We start from the raw sequence: 17,147 nt of genomic DNA, 5'->3' as shown, positions 1-17,147 counted from the left end.
CCGGAGAACCCCATGACCGAGTTCGTCGTCGCCATTCCTGCCCGCTATGCCGCTTCGCGCCTGCCCGGCAAGCCGTTGCGCCTGCTCGGCGGCGAACCGCTGGTGCTGCACGTGGCGCGGCGCGCGGTGCAGGCGGGCGCGCGCGAAGTGTGGGTGGCCACCGACGATGCGCGCATCGCCGAGGCGCTGGCGGGGTTGGAGGACGTGCAGGTGGCCATGACCGATCCGGCCCATCCGTCCGGCACTGACCGGCTGGCCGAATGTGCCCGCCATGCCGGCTGGGCCGATGACACCGTGGTGGTCAACCTGCAGGGTGACGAACCGTTTGCACCGGCCGCCGGCATCCGCGCCGTGGCCGACGCGCTGGCCAGTGGCCGCGCCCCGATGTCCACGCTCTGCACGCCGGTGGAAGATGCGGCCACGCTGTTCGATCCCAACGTGGTCAAGCTGGTGCGCAACGCGCGCGGTGAGGCCATGTATTTCAGCCGGGCGCCGATCGCCTGGCACCGCGATGGTTTCGCGCGCAGCCGCGAGGTGTTGCCGGAAGGGGTCCAGTGGCTGCGCCACATCGGCATCTACGGCTACCGCGCAGGCTTCCTGCAGCAGTTCGCCGCGATGCCGCCCGGCAGCTTGGAACAGGTGGAAAACCTGGAGCAGCTGCGGGTGCTGGAGGCCGGTTACCCGATCAGCGCGGCGCTGTCGCCGGCGCCGTTCCCGGCCGGCATCGACACCCCCGAAGACCTGGAGCGGGCCGAACAGTTGCTGGCCAGCGGCCACGCCTGAGCGGGCCCGGAAAAAATCCGCGTGGCACAACGATTGCATGACGCGCGGTCCGGCATAATCAGGGTATGAACGCCCAACCCGTCCAGGACCTCCCCGAGTTCGCCACGTGGCTGAACGCCGCGCCCGCCACCCTGAGCGAGCTGCGCGGGCAACCGCTGGCCCTGCTGTTCGTCAATGCGGCGTCGGCATGGTGCGCGCAGCGCCTGGCCGAAGTGGCGAACTGGCAGTCGCGCCATCCCGGCCGGCTGCAGGTGCTGGTGCTGCAGGTGCCGCGTTTCGATTTCGAACGCGACGAAACGGCCAGCCTGAAGCTGCTGCGCCGCCAGGGCCTGCACTCGGTCGCGCTGCTGGACAGCGACTGGGACGGCTGGCGGCGCTTCGGGGTAACGGCCTGGCCGACGATGGTCCTGATGGATGTCTACGGCCGCGAAAGCAGCCGCCTGGTCGGCCTTAGCCAACCGGGCGAGCTGGACCGCGCGCTCAACGAACTGTGCGGCAACCTGCAGCCGACACCGTTCGAAGCGCTGCGCGAGCTGCGCCCCGAGCCACGCCTGCCGCTGTGTTTTCCCACCGGGCTGGCGGTCACCACGGAGCGGCTGTACATCGCCGACAGCGGCCACCACCGCGTGCTGGAATGCACCCACGGCGGACGCGTGCTGCGCCAGTTCGGGCAGGGCACGCCGGACTTCATGGACGGCGGGGCGCAGGACGCGGCCTTCAACCGGCCGCAGGCGTTGGTGGTGGAACGCGAGTCGCTGTACGTGGCCGACACCGGCAACCATGCCCTGCGTCGCATCAACATCATCACCGGCCAGGTCGACACGCTGTGTGGCAATGGCCGGCCGGGCGAACCGCGCGACGGACAAGTCGACGACCCACGCAGCGTGGCGCTGAACCATCCAGCCGGGCTGGCGCTGGCCGACAACGAACTGCACGTGGCGATGGCCGGCGACAACCGAATCTGGAGCTACCACCTGGGCCAGCGACGGCTTACGCGGCGCGCCGGCAGCGGCGTCATCGACCAGCGCGACGGCAGTGGCAACGTGGCGGCCTTCGCGCAGCCGACGGGGCTGGCGGTGGTGCAACAGGCGCTGTACGTGGCCGATGCGCTGGCCTCATCGATCCGCTGCGTGCAGCTGCGCGGCGACCTGGTGCAGACGCTGATCGGGCAGGGCGTGTGGAACCACGGCAGCGAAGACGGTCCGCGTGACCGGGCCAGCCTGCAGTTCCCGCAGGCCATCGCGCTCAGCCCGGATGCACCGCTGCTGTGGATTGCCGATGCCGGCAACGGCCGCCTGCGCACCCTGCGGCTGGGCGGCGGCGAACTGGTCACCCAGGCGTTGCCCCGCCGACTGCACGGGCCGGCCGGCCTGGCGGTCGGATCCGGTGCGGTCTGGATCGCCGAAACCGATGCCCACGCCGTGCTGCGCTTCGACCCCGCCAGTGGCGTGCTGAGCGACGTGCCGATCACCGAATGAACGTTGTACCCGCTTTCGATGGCAAGGCCTTCGCGGCCGCGTTGAGCACCGCGCCCGGTGTCTACCGCATGTACGCCGCCGACGACGTGCTGCTGTATGTCGGCAAGGCGCGCGCACTGCGCAACCGTGTCGGCAGCTACTTCAACGGCAGCCCGAAGAACGCGCGGATCATGTCCATGCTGTCGCAGATCGTGCGCATGGACGTCACCGTGACGCGCTCGGAAAGCGAAGCGCTGCTGCTGGAAAACCAGCTGATCAAATCGCTGTCGCCGCGCTACAACGTGTCCCTGCGCGACGACAAGACCTATCCGCACGTGCTGCTGACGCGCGAGGCGTGGCCGCGCATCGCGCTGCACCGCGGGCCGCGCGCCGTGCCGGGCCGCTACTTCGGGCCGTATCCGGGGGTCACCGCGGTGCGCGAAACGCTGAACCTGATGCACAAGCTGTTCAAGCTGCGCAGCTGCGAGGACAGCGTGTTCAAGAACCGCTCGCGGCCGTGCCTGCAGTACCAGATCGGCCGGTGCAGCGCGCCCTGCGTGGATCTGGTGGCGGCCGAGGATTACGCCGAAGCAGTGCGCCGCGCCTCGATGTTCCTGGAAGGCAAGAGCGATGAGCTGACCCGTGAGCTGGGCGAGCAGATGCAGGCGGCCAGCGAGTCGCTGGAGTTCGAGCAGGCCGCACGGCTGCGCGACCTGGTCAAATCGCTGCGCAGCATGCAGACCCGCCAGTACGTGGACGGCCGCGCCGCCGACCTGGACGTGCTGGCGGTGGCCACCCGTGGCGCGCAGGCCTGCGTGATGCTGCTGGCCTTCCGTGACGGCCGCAACATGGGCACGCGCCCGTTCTTCCCGCGCACCAATGGCGAAGACAGTCCGGAAGAAGTGCTGGGCGCGTTCGTGTCGCAGTACTACGTGGAATTCGAGCCGCCGCGCGAGATCCTGCTGGATCGCGAAATCCCGGATGCGACGCTGCTGGAGACCGCGTTTTCCGCGTCCTCCGAACGCCGCGTGCAGTTGAAATGGAACGTGCGTGGCGAACGCGCGGGTTACCTGGAACTGGCCAGCCGCAACGCGCAGCTGACCCTGGCCACCGAACTCAACAGCCGCGATTCCCAGCATGCGCGCAGCGAGGCGGTGCGCGAGATGCTGGGCCTGGCCGAGCCGGTCAAACGGGTGGAATGTTTCGACATCAGCCACACCATGGGCGAGGCCACGGTGGCCTCGTGCGTGGTGTTCGATGCGGCCGGGCCGGTGAAGGCGCAGTATCGCCGCTTCAACATCAGCGGCATCGAACCCGGCGATGACTACGCCGCCATGCGCCAGGCGATCGACCGCCGTTTCCGCCGGGCGGTGGAAGAGCAGGGCGTGCTGCCGGATGTGCTGCTGATCGATGGCGGCGCCGGGCAGCTGGCGCAGGCCCAGGCCGCACTGGCCGATCTGGGCGTGGAAGGCGTGCTGCTGGTGGGCGTTGCCAAGGGCGCCGAACGCCGCGCCGGGCACGAAGCGCTGGTGCTGCCGGACGGACGCGAGCTGCGCCCCGGCGCTGCTTCGCCGGCGCTGCAGTTCATCCAGCAGGTGCGCGACGAGGCGCATCGGTTCGCCATCACCGGGCATCGCGGCCGCCGCCAGAAGGCCCGCATGACCAGCAAGCTGGAAGATATCGCCGGTATCGGGCCGCGCCGCCGCGCCAGCCTGCTCAAGCATTTCGGCGGACTGGTGGGCCTGAAGGCGGCCGGCGAGGCGGAAATCGCCAAGGTGGAAGGCATCAATGCTGCCCTCGCTGCGCGTATCTACGCTAACCTTCATGGACTGCCCGAGCCGAATGCGGCGGGCGAGTAGAGATTACCGATGACGTTGACCCTCCCCACCTGGCTGACCCTGCTGCGGATCCTGATGATCCCGGTGCTGGTGCTGGTGTTCTATCTTCCCTACACGTGGACCAACTTCGCCTCGGCGGCGCTGTTCGGCCTGGCGGCGATCACCGATTGGCTGGATGGCTGGATCGCGCGGCGCTACCAGCTGGAATCGGCGTTCGGTGCGTTCCTGGATCCGGTGGCCGACAAACTGATGGTCGCCGTGGCGCTGTTCCTGATCGTGCAGGGCCATCCCACGCCGTGGATGGCGTTCTGGGCGGCGGTGATCGTGGGTCGCGAAATCGCCGTTTCGGCACTGCGCGAATGGATGGCCGAACTGGGCCAGCGGGCGAAAGTGCGCGTGGCGGTCATCGGCAAGGTGAAGACCACCGCGCAGATGGTCGCGCTGCTGTGCCTGCTGTATTCAGTGGCGCCCAACACCCCGGTGGAGGACATCTGGATGGGCCCGCCGGTGTTCCACATGGGTGACTGGACGTTGGCGATCGCCGCAGTGCTGACCCTGTGGTCGGGCCTGCAGTACCTGCACGCGGCGTGGCCGAGCCTGCGCGCCGATGAGCGTGCGGCACGCGAACGCGCGCGCCTGAAGAAGGGCGGCTGAAAGCGGTTGACACCGATGTGAAGACAGGTAAAATGCCGCCTCCCAAGCGGGAATAGCTCAGTTGGTAGAGCGCAACCTTGCCAAGGTTGAGGTCGCGAGTTCGAGTCTCGTTTCCCGCTCCAGAATCTGAAAGGAGGCCGAAAGGCCTCTTTTTTTGTGCCGGCGGAAACAGCTGGCGTCCCTGCCGTCTCTTGACACCGGCGACAGGCCGTGTAGAATGCCGCCTCCCAAGCGGGAATAGCTCAGTTGGTAGAGCGCAACCTTGCCAAGGTTGAGGTCGCGAGTTCGAGTCTCGTTTCCCGCTCCAGGTTTTGAAGAAGAGGCCCGCGAGGTCTCTTTTTTTTGCCTGTATTCGAAGGTGCGCTGCGTGCGTGATTGCTGCGATCGGAGAGCTGAACAGGCTTGACGAGATGAAGGAATTTCGATACAATATCGCTTCTTCGGCGCAGGTCGAAGAGATTGCGGGAATAGCTCAGTTGGTAGAGCGCAACCTTGCCAAGGTTGAGGTCGCGAGTTCGAGTCTCGTTTCCCGCTCCAGTTTTACCGGGCCCCGGAAGGGGCTTTGTTTTTCTCCCGCACCGGCCGTGCGGGGCGATGCTTCCGGAAGGGAGTGGCGCAGCGGAAAAGCAGCGTTTTGAAGCGTGAAAACGCTGGTGTGGTCCCGGGTCTTCCGGTAGCATGTCGGCCTCACGCGGGAATAGCTCAGTTGGTAGAGCGCAACCTTGCCAAGGTTGAGGTCGCGAGTTCGAGTCTCGTTTCCCGCTCCAAATCCCGACAGGCCCCGACAGGGGTTTCGTCTTACCAGGACATCGCATTCCTGGTAGCTGTACACCGGCCTGGTGGCAGAGTGGTTATGCAGCGGCCTGCAAAGCCGCGTACGCCGGTTCAATTCCGACCCAGGCCTCCATACAAAGCCCTGATTTATCAGGGCTTTTTTTATGTCTGGCGTTTGGCGGGCAGCTCCGCAATCCCCTGATTTGGGGTCGAAATCATCGGGTTGCCACGCGTTTTCGAGTGGCAAACTCGCGTTAGCATGTGCCGAGTGCGTGTACGCGAGTTGAGATGAGCGACGGCAACGAAGAGGCAGCGAGGCAATACGTGGCACTACACGGTGCGCAGGACAAAGCTCCTGCCGCAGCCGATCTACCTCAGCTTCGAATCCGAGGCCGAGGGCGATGAGTACGTGCGGCGCCTGGAGGCGCTGCTCGATCGCGGCATCGTGCCGGAAGAGTTGGCCAACACCAAGGCAGCGGCGAAGGATCTTCGCGCCCAGGTCAGCGAGTACCGCAGCGTCCAACATGTGTCCGTCGACGACAACAAGCTGCTGCCGGTGGTGCTGGCAAGGCTGCCGATCGGCATCACTTTGCCCGAGCTGACATTCACCTGGGCGACGGCATGGGTTTCCTCCATGAAGCGTGACCAGAATCTGGCGCCATCAACCATCCGGCATCACGTCGGCGCGCTCTCGCGTGCGCTGGACTGGCTCGCTGCCCACGGCGCGGTGCCGTTGAATCCGCTGCGGTTACTTCCGCGCGGCTATTCGACCTATACGCCTGACGACGTGATCGCGGTTTCCAAGATCGAGGGCGCGATCAAGGCGGATGTGGAGCGTGATCGGCGGCTGGAGCCCGGGGAGGAGGATCGGATCCGCGCCATTCTGGCCGGCGCCAAGCCGGAAGGTCGGCAGCGCCCGCTCGAGCTGCGCCATTCGGAGGCGTTGACCCTGCTCTTCGATATGGCGCTGGAGTCGGCCATGCGCATGCGGGAGATGTACACGCTGGAGCGCAGCCAGATCGACCTGGAGCGGCGAACGATCTTCCTGAGCAAGACCAAGAACGGCAGCAAGCGCCAAGTGCCTATGTCGTCGGTGCTGGTGGCGAAGCTCACCGCCTACGGCGGCGGATCCGAGGTGCGCCTGTTCCCCTGGTGGGATGGCAACCCGGACAAAAAGGCCTTGGCGAAGATCACATCACAGCTGTCGCGCCAGTTTGACCGCATCTTCCAAGTCGCTGGGTGCAACGACCTAAATTTCCACGACATGCGTCACGAAGCCACAAGTCGGTTGTACGAAAGGACGGCGCTGAGCGATCTCAAGATTGCCAGCATTACCGGGCATCGGGATCCGAGGCAGCTGAAGCGCTATGCCAACCTGCGCGCATCCACACTGGCTGACCACCTTTGGTGATCAGCCTTTGACCTCGTACGCGGCGAGGTCAGGCGGTGAGATCCGCCGGGCCTTCGCCGGCTTGGCGCGCTGGGGCGACGGCTGCGCGCTGTTGGCGGCCGGCCGCTTCCCGATTGCCGCCTTCCTTTCCGCTGCCTGGCGCCGGCCCTCTGCGCGCAGGAACTCGATCAGGTCCTCGCGCAGCATGACCGTGTGCTTCTGGTTGAGCCGAACGGCGGGCACCGTGCCTTCTTCCACCAAGGCCTTCATGGCTTCTAGGCCCAGCCTAAGCACCCTGGCGGCGTCCTCCAGGCCCAGTGTGTCGTCCTGTTCTTGAGCAAGTTCGCGACGCTGGCTCACGCTGCACTCCTTTCGCAGAGGCCGAGGTCATACGTGCAGCCGCCGCCAGACTGCGCCTGGAAGAACAGGTCGAACTGCCTGCCGCCTCGGGCAGTGCGGCTCCATTCGACCAGCGTGTCTATCCGCGAGTAGCTGCCCGGGCGGTCGATATCGGTGGGGTCGGTGACTGCCGGGAAGAAGGTCGCGCTCCGACGTTTATTGGCCGATGCGACGATCTCCTCCCACTGGCGGATCCGCTCGATGTGGTCAGGAAACAGGTCCGCGATGTTGCGCAGCTCGCTCTTCCGGCAGTTGATGCAGGGCATGCAGCCGACTCGGCCCATTCCCAGGGCGTAGAGCGGGTTCGGGGCGATGCCATGCTTCCGGTGCTGGGCCCAGACCTGCTCCACTGACCAGTCGAAGATCGGGCGCCATACCATCGACCCCGATTCGTGCCGGTTGAAGCGCGGCTGCTTGGAGCGGTTTGCTGACTCTTCTGCGCGGATGCCCAGCCACTGCAGCACCGGGCCAGCCTTCAGCATTGGCCCCACAACCTGCAGCGTGATGGGGAGGGTCTTCAGTTCTTCGGTGCAGAACTGCGCCATTCGGGACGGGAACCGACCCTTGCTGATGCACAGGTCCAAGAAGGGATTGCCAGTCGGTTCGTGGAGCGCTGCGGCCTGCTGCACGATGGAGTCTGCAATACCCTGCTGCGGCCACTTTTCCAAGATGTAGGTGCGGTGCTGGGCCAGCTGGCGGCTAAAGTCGGCACGCACGGTTTCGACAACCGGCCCGCCCGTGAGATGCGGCAGTTCGGCGATGAAGTCATAGACTCGCTGATCTTCATTGCCGGTATCGGCGAACACGGCCCGGAACGGGCGCCCGCTCTCGATCGCGCGCAGGTAAACCGCGGTGCTGTCCTTCCCGCCAGAGACGTTGACCAGGTGCTGGATGCTGACGGCGTTCATGGCAGAATCGGCTCCAACAGGGACAGGGAGGTAAGGCGATGGCGATATGCCCGCTCGCAGTGGATTGGGGAAACGTGGCCGACTGGACTGCAGTGGTCGTCGGGCTTGGTGCGGCTATTGCAACCACTGTGGTTGCTGTCTTTGCTCATCGAACTTCGAAGCGAGCCACAGAAATCGCGGATGAGGCTACGAAGATCGCTGCACAGCAGCATCAGGAAACCGTTGCGCTTCGGCATGGGACAGCCGGAATCTTGCGCAGCCTGCTGTCGGTGGAGATTTCGCTTCTGCCTCCGAAGCTCGGCGCTGTGTTGCACACGATGAGGAAGGCCAATGTAGGTGGCCCAGGTTTGATTGCTGATCGTCAGGACCTGACGTGGGTGCTCACTGAATTTCAGGCATCCCTGATGCCGACGGCAGAGAGCGCGCAGGACAAGCTGCACAACTTCGAGGGAGAGATCGGCAAGGACATAGCTGACCTTATCGGTCAAGGAAGGGCGATCGCTGACCTCTGCCGCCGTTTCCACGGTCGCATCCCTTGGGGGGGAGACTATCCGGAGATTATTCTGGACCAAGCCGCCAAAGACATGTTCGTTGCTATACGGCGCGCGGTTAAAGAAATGCTGAAGGCAAGCTTGAACGTGACTCCCTTCTTTGTGGAGCCTACGAATTCTTACCGGCAAATATTTGACGAGCTCCAGAAATTTTCTGAGGAGAATGATTGAAACTCGGCTCACGTCGCCACCCCCATAGCTGCCAGATCGATCTCGTCCACCTTGTCCCGCAGGAACTTGCGCGCGCGGCGCAGGATCGCGGCAGCCGTGCGCGCGTCGTCGTGGACGAAGAAGCTGACGACGTGCATGTGCACCGCGCGGCGATGATCCTGGCGGTAAGGGCGGTAGCTGATGACCGAGCCATCCTCGGTCGGGAAGCGGCCCCACGCGAAGCCGAGCGTGGCCTTCGGTGCGCGGCGGGTGGCGTGGCGACCGATCATGCGCCTTCTCCCACCGGGCGCCAGTGCGTCGGCTGGTAGTAGACGTACATGCTCATGTCCGGGAACCACCATATCCGACGGCACCCGGGATCCCGCTGCGTCTGGATCAGTTTCTGCTCATTGCGGCACCCGTCGACGTCGTCAATCTTCGTCATGACGACCTGGTCCAGAGGGGCGCTGGAGATGGTTTTCCAGGTGCTCATGCTGCTGCTCCTTCGTATACCCAGCGGCGCACGGTTCCGAACGGAACACCAAGCGCAGCGCTGAGCTGGTTGACGGTGTGGCCACTGGCCCGCATGCAGCGGGCGCGGCGCGGCGCTTCGTGGCGGTCGGCCAATGCAGGACGTGCTGCTGGCGCGGTACCGGAATTCCCTGCAGGCGTGCCATGTTCTGGACCGCGCGCGGCGTCCGGCCCAGCGCAGCAGCGACGGTGATCGCGTCGCTGCCGACCATCTGGCGCAGGGCCTGAACCTCGGTTGTGCGCCAGAGGCTCATCAGGCTGCCTTCGGGTAGCTGTGGGACACGTCGAGCAAGCGCGCGGACACGGTGCTTGCTTCAGGCCTTCGCTGGCACCCCCGCGCCCGGCGAACAGGTCGACCACGACTTCGACGGGGCGCGGGCGCGACCGCTGTGGCGCTGGGAAGTTGAAGGAGCGGGAGCCGTCAGCCATTAGAACTCCTCCATGGCAAACAAACGCGGAAATTGACCACCGGCACCGATCTCGATGGCGAGCTGCTCGCGGAAGGTGCGTGGACCGCGGCGAGCAGGCGCTCATCGAACTGTCGCTGCCGCTGTTCCCACTACCGTTGCGCTCCGGCGAGGTGGGGCGGATCCTGCCGCTGGACCTCGTCCAGGTGCTGGCGGCGGAGGGCACTTGGCACGGTCTCTGCACCGCCTCGCGCATTGAGGTGCGCGCGGAGGATGCAGCGCTGGTCGTGGAGCAGATCATCACCCTGGAGAGGCACTACACCGATGCGGACTGATATGTGGGGGCAGTTCGATGAACTGGTCAGCAGCAGCCCCCGGCTGATCGCTACCGTCACTGCGCACAACGGTGATGGCACCAGCAGTTTGACGACATACGACGGCGTGCAGATGCGTGCTTTCGGGCAGCTGGACTTGCCGATTCCCTACAATGTGTGGGTGCGAAATGGGCGGGTGCTGGAGGCAGCGCCTAATCTGCCTCTCGTAGAAGCTTCCATTTAAAAAACAAAGCCCGACGCGTGTGGACGCCAGGCCGCAAAACGCCGCGCGCACCCGCTTAGTGAAGGAAGCAGTCCCGAACCGCACAGGGAAAGCGTGTGTTCAGGTCAGTCGAAGAGGGAGCTCAATTCAGTTTTTCTGCTCTGAGCACGTGCCTCCATCGCTATCAACTCAACGCGAAACCTTTCAAAAACATCGATTCCAAATTCGCCGGGTATTTTGCCGATTGCGGTTAAGTGAGCTGAACGGGGCTTCAATTCATCGAATCGCGCATCACCCAATTTTGACTCAGTTATTATCTGAGCTGCCTGCTCGATCTCGGACAATCCGCGCGGCAGGGCGAGAATTCTCTTCATTATGAGCAGTAGTCCAAATGTCCGGTGGTCGTCGATGCGATAACTAATTATGGCATCAGTGGAGAAGTCGATTGATCCCACGATCCCTGTATACATGGGCGCCCATGTGGCCCGTGTAATCTTTTTCTTTTTTCGATCGCCAAAGAGTTTGTTTAGCGAGGGGATTAGGTAGCTCTCCTCAACAAAATGAGGGTTAATTTCGTGAAGCAGGTGGATAACATTGTCTGACGTATTTCGCCCCTCTGAAACTATCTCGTTCAAATATTTTATTCTAACTTCATCGTTCGAGTCATTAATGAATCTCGCTGTAAAGTATTCTTGGAAAGAGCGGTGGACGAAAGTTATATCTAGTCCGTCCTCAATCAGGAGGCAGGCGGCCTGCTTTGCGTCATCAATGAAGTGCTCTGCTACTACGTCGATCAGGCTTGAAACGGTTATCGCTCTTCTTGTGTAGTCAATTGCGTCGAGTGCCGTGAACTTTATTCTTTTGTCGCGGTAACTGATGGCGCAAAAGGCTGCAAAGAGTCTGGAGAACTCAAAAATGCCGAGATCTGTTTTCTTTTCTCTCTTGTAGCCTGACTTCAGCGCGTCGTGTCGTTGAAATAATGCTATGTAGGCTTGCTCGTAAAAAGAGGCAAATTTTGTGGGGATATCTGCGGTATTCCCATACGTCAGGAGCATGATTGAAAGGAGGAGTGGGTTCGAAAGGAAATACTTGTGCGAATTGAATAAGCTTTTTTTTAGGATCGCGATGAATCGCTGTTTTGTTTCTTCCTCGCCATCGTAATTTATCTTATTTATCAGGTCGCAGGCATCTCTTAGGCTAAGTGGGGCAATCGCAGCAGTGGTGAAATCCTCCCAGCCTTGGAGTGTCATGTCAGGGCGAGAGGATATGATGATGCGTGACGTTGCATTTGCCATCATCTTTTTGATGCTTATTTCTAGTTTTTTTCGCTGCTCCGACGGCACTTCGTCAAAGCCGTCAAGAATAATTACCAGCAACCCTTCTTCAATCGATTTTTTTACGTACTTTCGGTCTAGTGGGAAGCCGTGATTCTCCATGAAATCACCCACTGCGCCTTCAATATTGGAGTATTGATCGGAAGTGAGATTTCTTAATTCAATAAATATGGGGTATCCCGCGCCGGTTTTAATGCTGTCGAGTAAAAGATGGCGCATGAAAATTGTCTTCCCGGAACCTCCTGTCCCGGTTATTATTGTTCGGTGGCCGGTTACTGTGTCGAGGGTCGCCAGGCTTGCTCTAGCGTAACTATCTTGTCTGTTGGTTGTGATCGTTGACGGCACATAGAAGTCAGCGAGGTGTTGAGGCTCATTTTGTGAGAAAAAAGTGCGTGCGCGGCAATACTTCAATATGACTGATGAGCAATATCTATCATGTGCTGTCCGTAGCTCGTATGAAGACTCGGCGCTGATTTTCTTGCCCAGGCGCCCCAGTAGTGCGGCGGCCTTCGAGATTAAGCCTACAGAGCCTTTAATGGCCGTCACTGCAGCAGGAGTTGCGATTGGATCCATTAGGGACTTCCTTTTATGAAGCGGGTTTGTCGTTCCCTTAGCCGAGTAAGCTGAGCAAGTCGTTAAAGTGTGTTTACTTAAGCATCTGGCTTGGGTCTTATCTGGGTAAGTGCGATTAGAAGAGGTTTATTTTTTATTGTGCGTTTATACTGGGTCGGAGGGGTTATCCCCTCTGGGTTCCAGAAATTCTTGCTATGATTGTCGCGAGCTCGCCGAGAAGTTTCGCATCAATCTGTGTGGTGGCTTCAGATTGCGGCCGTAAATCACGGTAACCGCTCGAGGTCAATGCTCCCGCGATGACTGCCCTATCTTTGTCATCATCGCAAAATAGGAACAGCTCTGTTGCAGCGGCTTCGGAGCTCAGTCGACTCATGTCTTGCTGGTAGGCTCTAATGTCTTGTAGTGCGCTTTTGTATAAGCGCAGAAAGAAGAAGGCAAATACTTCAACGAAGATTACGGTGCTAAGACGTGGCACGTAGTGCGCTGCAAGGCTTGCAAGAGTAGTGTTTTTTGGTGACTCAGAGGCTGCAATGTAGAATAGGATCATCGCAGCGACTACGGTTATGACTATCCCGATGGCGAGATTTAATTTCGCTCGTTGATTTAGTTTCACGATCTCTGCAAATAACCGCGAACTGCTTGCTTCATGCAGTCGACGAATATTTGCGATGTGACTGGCATGCCTGGCTTTGTCGCTGAGTTCGCCTGTAATCTTGGCGGAAAGCTCATCGATGACTTTCTGTCGCGCTGTTTCATCGAGAAGTTCGTCTTTCGAGGTTGGTGCGCTCTCTCCCTGTTTCGCATCCATGCGTGCTTGCAGGCGAGTGACGATCTTCCTGAGTTTCTTTAGCTCATCACTCGGTGTTAGAGGTGGGAAGGCGCGCGCGCGTGCGCCGTCAGATTTATCCAAATACCCCGTCACTGCGCCTACTGCAACAGACATGCCGGCAATTGTCATCATGGCCGCCAATAGTTTCCACGGAACGTCTCGCTGGAGTAATCTGGAAATCTGGTTTTCTGTAAGTAAGCGATCTTGGCCGAAGTTAGAATATATGAGCAAGGCAGCCATGACGAGAAGAACGCTGATTCCAATGAAGACTCGAATCAGCAAATTTCGTTTTCTAAGGAGGACTGCCGACACTGCCTCCTCTTCAAGTAGCTCGCGTTCTAAGCGTTCGATATTTTTTAGTCTGGCGTATGGATCGCTATGATCGTAAGGGTGACGCGATGAGCTCTCTTCCATGGGATCCACCGTTGAGTTTGCATGTAGCTTAACGCGTGCACGGGCACCTGGCCTCTACGGTGCCTGCTGCGACAACGTATCAGGCTGTGAGACTGGGTCGTCATATGGTCCTGCGCATGGGTGCCGAGACTCCAAACCCTGACGCTGATGCCCGAAGGCTTACGCTGGAAGCCGCGCTGCCACTTGGACACTCTCCTGACGGGGCTATTACTGCACGGGGTGAGGTGACCTCCTTGCAGTAAAGGGTCGACGGATCGTGCTGGCCAGACTGTGTGCAGAGGACGAGGGGCACGCCCTACTGATCCTGAGGCACCGCACGTCGTTTGATGCCGATACGCGAATGCGAGCTACGGGCGAGCGACACGAGCCGGCGCTGCGCCGGAGGATGGCGACAAAGCTGGAATGGATCAAGGGGAACATCATGCTGGGGGGGGGGGCAAGGGCAAGCAGTTGGACCCCTGCGATGTGCTGGGGCCTCCGTCCGACTATCCCGGCTCGCGCTTTGAGAGTGGTTACAGCACAGATCTGAGATGTCCAGCTGGCGGCTTGTCCCAGTAAGGTCGCTCGCTGTGCATGTGATTCTTCCAGAAATTTGGGACGCCGCGCCCACTGAGATCCTGGACTGCATTTACGTGAACGCGAACGTGTGGCGGCTCGGGGACCGACGTGCTACGCTCCGCCGCCAGGGACGGGGGTTAATGCATGTTGGATTCAGTAACCGCAGTGGGCTTTTCTGCTGTGTTCGAGAGTGGGCGGACTCTTCCGATCTTGGTCGACGTAGAGCGGGACGATGGCGCTGTTGTGCAGGCTGTCGCTAAACTGTCAGGGACGGAGTGCGGGCCAGGCGGCCTGGTCCGCGAGGCGTTCTCGTCTATGCTGGCAGCCGACTTGGGACTCCCCGTGCCTGAGCCGCTTCTCATCGAATTTCCGTCTGGATTCAGCGCGCTGGTGCCTGCGGATCGCGCCGATGTCCGGGCTAGGATTGATGCAAGCTTAAGCCCAACGTTCGGCACACTCTATTTTCACGGACTTAGTGCCTATAGTGAGGCTATGGAGCTTCCTTCTGCATTGATTGACTGCGCCAGCAGGGTAGTGGCTTTTGATGGCGCGGTTCGCAACTCAGACAGGGGGGGCGCTAAGCCGAACTGCTTGACGGATAATAAGAACAAACTCTTGATTATTGATCACGAGTTGGCGCTTATTGACGATCCGTTGCTCGGCGCATTTTTTAATCCTTACCCCTGGCAGCCAGATGGAATGAATGCTCTAGATAACTCCCAGCGGCGGCATGTTTTGCTGACGGCGGCTCGAGGCAAGGGTGGAGATCTTACTGAGCTTCAGAAGAGTTGGGAGCTGTTGGACTCAAAGCGGTTTGAAGCGTACAAAAATGCCATTCCTGAAGTTTGGGATCCGACCGGTGCGGTTTGTTTGCCCATTGTCAAATACCTTTGTGAGGTTAGGGATAATCTTCCGGGGCTGTTTGACGAGGCAAAGAGGATTCTGAAATGAATGAAAGAATAACTTATTCATATCTGACGTTAAAATATATCCACGACGCCGTTACTGGTGAGTTTGTCAATGTTGGTGTCGTAATGTTTGCGCCTTCGAAAGGATTTGTTGGAGTGAAGATGCGGCGCAAGTATGGCCGAATCAACTCATTTTTCCCTGATGCGCAGGGCGCGGCTCTGACAAAGGCCCTCAGAGGTATAGAGCGCGCTCTCAGGCGTTACTCCTCAACTAACAAGGCGCCAGGACTGTTTGACGGCCGTTTCGACGACATTCTCTCTCTTGTTCGATCGGCAATACCCTTGGACGACAGCGCACTTCAGTGGGGCGATGTGCGTGGCGGAATGGCTAAAGAGCTTGAGTCGGCTTTGGATCGTCATTTCGAAAGGCTCGTTGCTCATTACGATGAGGCAGTTGAGCGCGGTAGTCGTTCGGATAATGAGATATGGAAAGAGTTCTCAAGGGTTCTCGTTGATCGTCGTTTAGAACAAAAAGTTACGTCCCATGCGATTCGCGCACCTCTTGATGTTGTTCAGTTCGATAAGGCGCTTAAGAACGGTAAGTGGCATGTTCTAGAGCCTGTTTCCTTCGATTTGATGGATGGCGCTACGATCAAAAGAAAGGCTCATCAGATAATCGGGCAAATGAGTGTTCTGGAGGACGCGAAGGAAGATTTCGATATCTATCTGCTTATTGGCGAGCCTCGCAATCCTGATGTCATGAAGGACTACAGGAAAGCATTGAAGATGCTGGATGCGATCAAGGTGCCAACCAAGGTCTTCACTGAGAGCAATGCATCCGATTTTGGAAAGGCAATCGAAGTAGCCATGCAGAGCTGACTAGCTCATGCTTCCGTGGCAAGCAGTGCGCAGATCAGTGTAAGTGCCTGAAAGTAAAGGTTAACGTGCGGCCTGCAAAGCCGCGTACGCCGGTTCAATTCCGACCCAGGCCTCCAACGCTTCATGCAGAAAGCCCGCCAATGGCGGGCTTTCTGCTATCTGCTCAACCGGTAACTGCAGCGCGCCGCATATCACCCCACACCCATCACCAGCAGCGCCCGGCTGGTCCGCATCGTGCGGTCGGCCATGCCTTCCGGCGTGGCCTTGCTGGTGCTCGATCCCAGGTTGATCCGTCGGCTTACACCCAGCAGGTCATCGCGGTCGGCCAGTGCATTGAGGCCGGCGTCCTGCCACCACGCCGCAGCAGCCAACGCACCCACCTCTGGCGATTCCAGCAGCTCGGGCTGTTCCTCCAGCGGCAGGCCGAGCAGCTCGCCGATGCGGCGATAGTTGTCGCGGCCGGTCAAGGCGATCGGTCCGCGGCCGCGGTAGCGATACCCATCGCCACTGGCCTCGTCGCGGTTGCCATTGCGGTTGGCGTACACGCGGTTGGCCAGCCGCTCCGGCTTGCGTACATACTGCGGCTGCTCGGCCTCGGAAAGGCGCCGGCCGAATACTTCACCGATGCGTTTGCGGCTGTACGAAAGGTTTTCCTGCAGGTGCTGCAGGCTCAGGCTTTCATGGCCGATCTGTGCCAGGAAATGCGCGATCCGCCGCGGGGTGGTGATGTCGAAACGTTGCATCGCCTCGTTCAGCGGCGCGGTCCAGCGCTGGGCCAGCGCCAGGGGGCACATCAGGATCTGCGAGAGCAGGGCGGCGTTGATCATCAGTCACTCCACGGGCCGGGCATTGGAAGGTGTGCACCAGATGAGCGCACCATCGCCCTGCAGTGGCCTGCAATCCAGTAGCGGCCGGCCGCGCGCTGCGCCGCAGGGGGCAGCTGATGCGCGGTCCGCAAACGGCCACGCGCATTACGCCATCGCGCGCGGGCCCCTTATGCGGCTGCTGTCGTCACAGCTGCGACGAGTCCACGTACTGGCGTCCTTCCTGGGTCAGGTCGATGTCGCCGTCTTCGCCCTGCGCGGCAAGTCCCGCTTCAACCGCCCAATTCGCGTCTTCCTGCGCAACCGGGCGGGTGGCCTGTATGTCTTCCAGAATGCGTTGCTGCTGCGCGGTCAACTGCATGCGCGTGTTCTCCGTCTGGCGATTGAAGGTTTCAGCCTACGCAAGCGCGGTGAGGAGCGCGTCGGGACACGTCGCAGGACGCCACACG

17 protein-coding genes and 5 tRNA genes are annotated in these 17,147 nt (G+C 60.8%); 14 read left to right on the top strand and 8 right to left on the bottom strand.

Annotated elements, in window-relative coordinates; genetic code table 11:
* The first annotated feature begins 12 nt into the window (after nucleotides 1-12).
* The 10 genes from kdsB to IFT63_RS08910 all read left to right on the top strand — a co-directional run bounded on the left by kdsB (nucleotide 13) and on the right by IFT63_RS08910 (nucleotide 6,917).
* Complete coding sequence (gene kdsB / locus IFT63_RS08955; protein ID WP_042614195.1) at nucleotides 13-783, top strand: 3-deoxy-manno-octulosonate cytidylyltransferase; 771 nt, start codon at nucleotides 13-15, stop codon at nucleotides 781-783.
* A 65-nt stretch (nucleotides 784-848) separates the two neighbouring features.
* Complete coding sequence (locus tag IFT63_RS08950; RefSeq protein WP_192083873.1) at nucleotides 849-2,261, top strand: hypothetical protein; 1,413 nt, start codon at nucleotides 849-851, stop codon at nucleotides 2,259-2,261.
* Entirely contained in the window at nucleotides 2,258-4,099 is a 1,842-nt protein-coding gene (uvrC, locus tag IFT63_RS08945; RefSeq protein WP_192083872.1) for an excinuclease ABC subunit UvrC, read from the top strand. Before IFT63_RS08950 ends, uvrC begins: the two co-directional genes overlap by 4 nt.
* 9 nt (nucleotides 4,100-4,108) lie before the next feature.
* Complete coding sequence (pgsA, locus tag IFT63_RS08940) at nucleotides 4,109-4,732, top strand: CDP-diacylglycerol--glycerol-3-phosphate 3-phosphatidyltransferase (protein WP_042614198.1); 624 nt, start codon at nucleotides 4,109-4,111, stop codon at nucleotides 4,730-4,732.
* A 46-nt stretch (nucleotides 4,733-4,778) separates the two neighbouring features.
* A tRNA-Gly gene (locus tag IFT63_RS08935) sits at nucleotides 4,779-4,854 on the top strand.
* A 109-nt stretch (nucleotides 4,855-4,963) separates the two neighbouring features.
* A tRNA-Gly gene (locus tag IFT63_RS08930) sits at nucleotides 4,964-5,039 on the top strand.
* 154 nt (nucleotides 5,040-5,193) lie between these two features.
* Nucleotides 5,194-5,269: transfer RNA gene (locus IFT63_RS08925), tRNA-Gly, on the top strand.
* A 154-nt stretch (nucleotides 5,270-5,423) separates the two neighbouring features.
* Nucleotides 5,424-5,499 (top strand) — tRNA-Gly (locus IFT63_RS08920).
* Nucleotides 5,500-5,565: 66 nt separating this feature from the next.
* Nucleotides 5,566-5,639, top strand: a tRNA-Cys gene (locus IFT63_RS08915).
* A 204-nt stretch (nucleotides 5,640-5,843) separates the two neighbouring features.
* The gene (locus tag IFT63_RS08910) at nucleotides 5,844-6,917 is read left to right on the top strand and encodes a tyrosine-type recombinase/integrase (RefSeq protein WP_192083871.1); all 1,074 of its coding nucleotides are present in this window, start codon (nucleotides 5,844-5,846) and stop codon (nucleotides 6,915-6,917) included.
* On the opposite strand, the gene IFT63_RS08905 is transcribed toward IFT63_RS08910, so the two are convergent.
* Together IFT63_RS08905 and IFT63_RS08900 are read right to left on the bottom strand one after the other, a co-directional pair.
* Nucleotides 6,918-7,256 (bottom strand): hypothetical protein, encoded by a 339-nt coding sequence (locus IFT63_RS08905; protein ID WP_192083870.1) that lies wholly within the window; start codon nucleotides 7,254-7,256, stop codon nucleotides 6,918-6,920. It lies immediately after the preceding gene.
* The gene (locus IFT63_RS08900) at nucleotides 7,253-8,203 is read right to left on the bottom strand and encodes a phosphoadenosine phosphosulfate reductase family protein (RefSeq protein WP_192083869.1); all 951 of its coding nucleotides are present in this window, start codon (nucleotides 8,201-8,203) and stop codon (nucleotides 7,253-7,255) included. The genes IFT63_RS08905 and IFT63_RS08900 overlap by 4 nt, the downstream gene beginning before the upstream one ends.
* Nucleotides 8,204-8,277: 74 nt before the next feature.
* On the opposite strand from IFT63_RS08900, the gene IFT63_RS08895 reads away from it, so the two are divergent.
* Nucleotides 8,278-8,925: a hypothetical protein gene (locus IFT63_RS08895; RefSeq protein ID WP_192083868.1), complete on the top strand. Its 648-nt coding sequence runs from the start codon at nucleotides 8,278-8,280 to the stop codon at nucleotides 8,923-8,925.
* A gap of 8 nt (nucleotides 8,926-8,933) precedes the next feature.
* Here IFT63_RS08895 and IFT63_RS08890 read toward each other — a convergent pair whose 3' ends face one another.
* Nucleotides 8,934-9,194 (bottom strand): hypothetical protein, encoded by a 261-nt coding sequence (locus IFT63_RS08890; RefSeq protein WP_197974241.1) that lies wholly within the window; start codon nucleotides 9,192-9,194, stop codon nucleotides 8,934-8,936.
* Nucleotides 9,191-9,397, bottom strand: coding sequence for a hypothetical protein (locus IFT63_RS08885; protein WP_057508283.1), 207 nt, complete (start codon nucleotides 9,395-9,397; stop codon nucleotides 9,191-9,193). The genes IFT63_RS08890 and IFT63_RS08885 overlap by 4 nt, the downstream gene beginning before the upstream one ends.
* A 546-nt stretch (nucleotides 9,398-9,943) precedes the next feature.
* On the opposite strand from IFT63_RS08885, the gene IFT63_RS08880 reads away from it, so the two are divergent.
* Nucleotides 9,944-10,177, top strand: a complete 234-nt coding sequence (locus IFT63_RS08880; protein WP_192083867.1) for a hypothetical protein — start codon at nucleotides 9,944-9,946, stop codon at nucleotides 10,175-10,177.
* 327 nt (nucleotides 10,178-10,504) lie between these two features.
* On the opposite strand, the gene IFT63_RS08875 is transcribed toward IFT63_RS08880, so the two are convergent.
* Both IFT63_RS08875 and IFT63_RS08870 read right to left on the bottom strand, forming a co-directional pair.
* Nucleotides 10,505-12,286, bottom strand: coding sequence for an NACHT domain-containing protein (locus IFT63_RS08875; protein WP_192083866.1), 1,782 nt, complete (start codon nucleotides 12,284-12,286; stop codon nucleotides 10,505-10,507).
* 163 nt (nucleotides 12,287-12,449) lie between these two features.
* A complete protein-coding gene (locus tag IFT63_RS08870; RefSeq protein WP_192083865.1) occupies nucleotides 12,450-13,529 on the bottom strand; it encodes a hypothetical protein in 1,080 nt (359 codons plus the stop codon).
* 702 nt (nucleotides 13,530-14,231) lie between these two features.
* Between IFT63_RS08870 and IFT63_RS08865 the strand changes: the two genes are divergently transcribed.
* Both IFT63_RS08865 and IFT63_RS08860 read left to right on the top strand, forming a co-directional pair.
* The gene (locus IFT63_RS08865) at nucleotides 14,232-15,038 is read left to right on the top strand and encodes a HipA family kinase (RefSeq protein ID WP_342450474.1); all 807 of its coding nucleotides are present in this window, start codon (nucleotides 14,232-14,234) and stop codon (nucleotides 15,036-15,038) included.
* Nucleotides 15,035-15,874 (top strand): DUF3037 domain-containing protein, encoded by an 840-nt coding sequence (locus IFT63_RS08860; RefSeq protein WP_192083863.1) that lies wholly within the window; start codon nucleotides 15,035-15,037, stop codon nucleotides 15,872-15,874. Before IFT63_RS08865 ends, IFT63_RS08860 begins: the two co-directional genes overlap by 4 nt.
* A gap of 191 nt (nucleotides 15,875-16,065) precedes the next feature.
* Here the strand turns inward: IFT63_RS08860 and IFT63_RS08855 are convergent, their stop codons facing one another.
* Entirely contained in the window at nucleotides 16,066-16,701 is a 636-nt protein-coding gene (locus IFT63_RS08855) for a glycoside hydrolase family 19 protein (protein ID WP_192083862.1), read from the bottom strand.
* A gap of 184 nt (nucleotides 16,702-16,885) precedes the next feature.
* Complete coding sequence (locus IFT63_RS08850; protein WP_192083861.1) at nucleotides 16,886-17,059, bottom strand: hypothetical protein; 174 nt, start codon at nucleotides 17,057-17,059, stop codon at nucleotides 16,886-16,888.
* Nucleotides 17,060-17,147: the final 88 nt, after the last annotated feature.

It is taken from the genome of Stenotrophomonas sp. CFBP 13724 (assembly GCF_014841975.1).
Lineage (GTDB): Bacteria > Pseudomonadota > Gammaproteobacteria > Xanthomonadales > Xanthomonadaceae > Stenotrophomonas > Stenotrophomonas lacuserhaii.
The sequence above is the reverse complement of the archived record's forward strand: the minus strand, read 5'-3'. Positions and strand labels throughout refer to the sequence as shown.